Raw genomic sequence first — 373 nt, 5'->3', positions numbered from 1 at the left:
CTGGCGTTCGACGGTCGGCTTTACGTTTGGCCCCGTCGTGTTGGTGCTGCTTACCCTGCTCGTTACCGGTCATTTCTCGCGGGTGCCAAAAGCCGATTTAGAGCAGGTCCAAACCGAGAACAGCCAGCTACAGCAGGCGAATGAGCGCCGGACGAGGGAAGGGGTATTCTATCGCGACCAAGGGGCGGTTGTTGTAGGCGCGTAGCTCCTGGGCAATGCGCTCAATCTCGGCCATTAGGGTAGCACCGCCGTTGCCGGGGGTGGTGGGGGGAGTGGGATTCATCACAAAAGGGAAAGATTATTCGATTCCGTAGCCGCCGCCGCGCTCGATGGTGGGGCGTGGGGGTTTGGGTGTTTGCTGGGGACTCGGGCG

At 61.1% G+C, this 373-nt stretch carries 1 protein-coding gene; it reads right to left on the bottom strand.

The features are described from left to right. Nucleotides 1–127 precede the first annotated feature (127 nt). Nucleotides 128–283 (bottom strand): hypothetical protein, encoded by a 156-nt coding sequence (locus D0T11_RS22875; protein WP_182888576.1) that lies wholly within the window; start codon nt 281–283, stop codon nt 128–130. Nucleotides 284–373 lie beyond the last annotated feature (90 nt).

Origin of the sequence: Hymenobacter rubripertinctus (assembly GCF_003583925.1) — a bacterium.
Classification (GTDB): domain Bacteria; phylum Bacteroidota; class Bacteroidia; order Cytophagales; family Hymenobacteraceae; genus Hymenobacter; species Hymenobacter rubripertinctus.
Note: the sequence above shows the minus strand (reverse complement) of the source record. Positions and strands in the feature narration are given on the sequence as shown.

Bases quoted from the DNA above. Each gene is read 5' to 3' on its own strand.
- D0T11_RS22875 (WP_182888576.1), bottom strand. From the start codon at position 283: ATGAATCCCACTCCCCCCACCACCCCCGGCAACGGCGGTGCTACCCTA.